This is a genomic window from Halomonas sp. BC1 (genome assembly GCF_002078135.1).
Lineage (GTDB): Bacteria > Pseudomonadota > Gammaproteobacteria > Pseudomonadales > Halomonadaceae > Vreelandella > Vreelandella stevensii.
Map to the genome: position 1 here is coordinate 581,619 of NZ_LFGS01000004.1, position 3,624 is coordinate 585,242.

Here is a 3,624-nt window from a genome sequence, read left to right on the forward strand (position 1 = left end):
CAGCCTGGACGTCACGGCCGCCGTGGACGTGGATAACCCGCTGCTCGGTGAGCGCGGTGCCAGCGCCGTGTTCGGGCCGCAAAAGGGGGCCAGCCCCGACGACGTGGCCACCCTCGACCGCGCTTTGGGGCACTTTGCCACGCTCGCCGTAGAAGCCCTGGGTCGCGATGACCGAGACATGCCAGGCGCGGGTGCCGCGGGCGGCATGGGCTTTGCCGCCAGCAGCTTCTTGAACGCCAGACTCTCGCCGGGTATCGACATGATCATGCAGCAAGCCCAGGTGAGCAGCCTGCTGGCCAAGGCGGATCTGGTGATCACCGGCGAAGGCCGCCTGGATGGCCAGAGTCTCTCTGGAAAGACCCCGATTGGCGTGGCCCGTGCCGCCCAGCGCCTGGGTAAACCGGTCATCGTGCTGGCGGGCAGCCTGGGGGAGGGCTGGCAGGCCTGCTTGAATGAAGGCGTCACCGCCGCCTTTGCCCTGGCCGATGGCCCCATGGGCCTGGAAGACGCCCTGCCGCGTACCGCTGAACTGCTCAGCGACCGCTGCGACAGCATAGCCCGGCTGTGGCTGGCCCACTGAAGGCGGCGGCCCCCTTGAAAAATCGCCGGGTCGCCAACATCTCTTGATATGTTGCGATGAGTCAGCCGTCGCCAGCTCACCGCCGGTCATGGCAGGCCGCTATGGTGGCGATGCAAAAAACCTGTTTTGCATTGGTCAACCAGGGCCTTAAGCTGGAAAAAACGAAACGATGGAGGAGCAGACAATGGAAGATACCAACAGCATTGGCCTACACGAAGGCAGCGCCAGCCAGCTTGCGGAAAAGCTGAATCATCTACTGGCCAACTACCAGATTTTCTACATGAACGTGCGGGGCTACCACTGGAACGTCAAGGGTAACGACTTTTTCGAGCTGCATGCCAAGTTCGAAGAGTTCTACACCGACCTGCTGACCAAAGTGGACGAAGTCGCCGAACGCATCCTGACCCTGGGACACAAGCCCATCCACGCCTACAGCGACTACATCGCCCTGTCGCGCATTCAGGAAGACAAGGATGTCCACGACGGCAAAACCTGTGTCAAAGGCGTGCTCAGCGGATATCAGACATTGATCGAGCTGCAGCGCGAGCTGCTGTCGCTGGCCTCGGACGCCGACGACGAAGGTACCGCCGCTCAGGCGGGCGATTACATTCGCGAGCAGGAAAAGACCGTCTGGATGCTCAACGCCTACCTGGGCAAGTAGGCCTCTCGGCGGCGCACCGCCGAGACACCACCCACGGCACCCTTGCGGTGCCGTTTTTGTTGCCCGCCAATGTTGCTGGGCGGGCATGTCAGCTCAGACCTGGCGACTGGCCGAGTCGGCGGTTTGCCTGGCCAGGGTTTCGATCAGGTCACGCAGCATGGCCCAGAACTCCGCCACGGAAGCAATTTCGACGCGCTCGTCCGGTGAGTGAGCACCGCGAATCAAGGGCCCGAACGAGATCATGTCCAGATGAGGGTACTTGCTGCCCAGAATCCCGCACTCCAGCCCGGCATGAATGACCTTCACCTCTGGAGCGTGGCCCATCAGCGCCGCATGGCGAGTATTGAAGGTGGCCAACAGCGGGCTTTCCGGGTTGGGCGCCCAGCCTGGGTAACCATTTTCGACCTTTACGCGGGCACCCATCAGCCCGAACAGCGCCTGGAAGCGCCCGGCCATGGCCATCGCTGCGCTGTCGTGCAGCGAGCGCACCAGTGCACAGAGGTGAAAACGTCCCTGCTCCACGCTCAGCACGCCAAGATTGTTGGAGGTTTCGACCACCCCCGGCACATCGGCGCTCATCCGCTCGACCCCACAAGGAGCCGCATGCAAGGCGGCCAGCAGCATGGCGCTGGCGTCGCGGGTCAGCGGTTCGGCCTCGGCAGGGGCCGCTTGCGTAGCCGTCAGCACCAGGCCAGGGTCACCGCTACCCAGCTCCGCCTTGAGCGTTCTAGCGAGGGTTTCCACCGTAGCCAGCGCGGCCTCGACATCGTCGGCGGGCAGCGCCACCTGGGCAAAGGCTTCACGGGGAATGGCATTGCGCAGCGTGCCGCCCTGATAGCTCACCAGCCGCGCATCGAAGGCTTCAAGCGCCCACAGCACGCGTACCAGCAGTCGGTTGGCATTGCCCAGCGGCTTGTCGATATCCATGCCCGAATGACCGCCCTTGAGGCCGGTCAAGGAGAGCGAGATGACCTGCTCATCGGGCTGCAGCGCAGCACCAGGCAGTTGGGCATCCACCACCACGTCGGCACCGCCCGCGCAGCCGATATAGACCTGGCCACGGTCTTCACTATCGAGGTTGAGCAACAGTGAGCCCTCGAGCCACTGCTCGGCCAGATTGAGCGCCCCGCCCATGGAGGTCTCTTCCTCCAGGGTGAACAGCGCTTCCAGCGGCCCGTGGGTCAGTTCCGGGTCCTCCAGCACGGCCAGAATGGCAGCCACGCCCATGCCGTTGTCAGCCCCCAGCGTGGTGCCCTCAGCGTGCAGCCACCCCTCCTTGACCACCGTACGAATGGGGTCCCGCGTGAAATCGTGGGCATGGCCTGCGTTGGCCTGCGCCACCATGTCCAGGTGCCCCTGCAGGATGATGCCCGGCGCTGCCTCACACCCCGGTGATGCGGGCTTACGGATACGCAGGTTGCCGAAGGCATCCCGGTCATGGGCAAGCCCCAGGCCATCGGCCCAGGCTTCCAGCTTGGCGACCAGCGCTGCCTCGTGGCCCGATGGCCGAGGGGTATTACACAGCGTGCGAAAATGCTGCCACACCAACGTGGGCGCGAGCGCTTCTAGATGTGCGTTCATGGAAACTCTTCGTCATCGATAACCGGGCTACTTTAACCGCTCCTGCCCATCCGAGAAAAGCATCGACGCGGTCATCAGCTGCTGTGTCACTCGGCGCAGTTGCTGCGTGGCTTCGCGCGGGGCATCGGCCAGCGGTTGATTCTGGTAGGCCCAGGCCACCAGCTGCTGATGCGCTAGCCGGGCCTCTCCCAGCGGCGCACGGCTGGCCTCCCGCCCCAGCGCCTGCAAGGCAGCCCGCGCCAGGGCGGGGTCGCGATGGGCATAGGCCACGTCGTGAATCGTTTGTCGCTCCACGGCACTCAGCGGCCGTTCAGGCAGCTCGGACAGCAGCAGCGCCACCACCGGCGCGGGTAAGTCGCGTAGCTCGAAGGCCAATAGCCCCTGCAAAGACGCCACAAAACCTTGCTGCATACTGTGCAATACGGCCTGGCCGATCTCGTTCAACGGTTTGGCGACCATGATGGCATACTCCCCCGTGGCCGCTTCCCGGGTCACGCCCAGCCGCACCGGCGTGAACCCAAGGGCCAGCCAGAATGACAGTAGCCCCGCCTCCGCGCCGAAGGTGGCGCCATACAGCGCCACGCCCTGCTCTGCTGCGCTGGCCATATCGGCTACCAACAGCCTGCGCCCCAAACCTTCGCGACGCCGCTCGGGGTGAGCCGCAATGCGCACCACCCTGCGCCAGCGGGCGGTCAACGCCTCGCGATGCCCTCCGTGAGCCGCCAGGGACTGGGCCAGCAAATGCCCCTGGGGCCGCCGTTGGCCCAGCGCCACCTGTTCGGCCAGCGCCGGGTCAAAGCCG

The 3,624-nt window shown here is 64.9% G+C and carries 3 protein-coding genes and 1 pseudogene; 2 read left to right on the plus strand and 2 right to left on the minus strand.

The window, feature by feature from the left end:
* Together B7L72_RS04275 and B7L72_RS04280 are read left to right on the plus strand one after the other, a co-directional pair.
* Nucleotides 1-580: glycerate kinase family protein (locus tag B7L72_RS04275; protein ID WP_139788438.1), on the plus strand; the 580-nt coding region annotated here is incomplete at its 5' end.
* 184 nt (nt 581-764) lie between these two features.
* Nucleotides 765-1,241 (plus strand): Dps family protein, encoded by a 477-nt coding sequence (locus tag B7L72_RS04280; protein WP_081192742.1) that lies wholly within the window; start codon nt 765-767, stop codon nt 1,239-1,241.
* Nucleotides 1,242-1,334: 93 nt separating this feature from the next.
* On the opposite strand, the gene B7L72_RS04285 is transcribed toward B7L72_RS04280, so the two are convergent.
* Nucleotides 1,335-2,822, minus strand: a complete 1,488-nt coding sequence (locus tag B7L72_RS04285) for an aminoacyl-histidine dipeptidase (protein ID WP_081192744.1) — start codon at nt 2,820-2,822, stop codon at nt 1,335-1,337.
* 27 nt (nt 2,823-2,849) lie between these two features.
* Nucleotides 2,850-3,624: pseudogene (locus tag B7L72_RS04290) on the minus strand (tRNA(Met) cytidine acetyltransferase TmcA); the annotation flags it as partial.

Coding starts and splice junctions, on each gene's coding strand:
- B7L72_RS04280 (WP_081192742.1), top strand. CDS start 765: ATGGAAGATACCAACAGCATTGGCCTACACGAAGGCAGCGCCAGCCAG.
- B7L72_RS04285 (WP_081192744.1), bottom strand. CDS start 2,822: ATGAACGCACATCTAGAAGCGCTCGCGCCCACGTTGGTGTGGCAGCAT.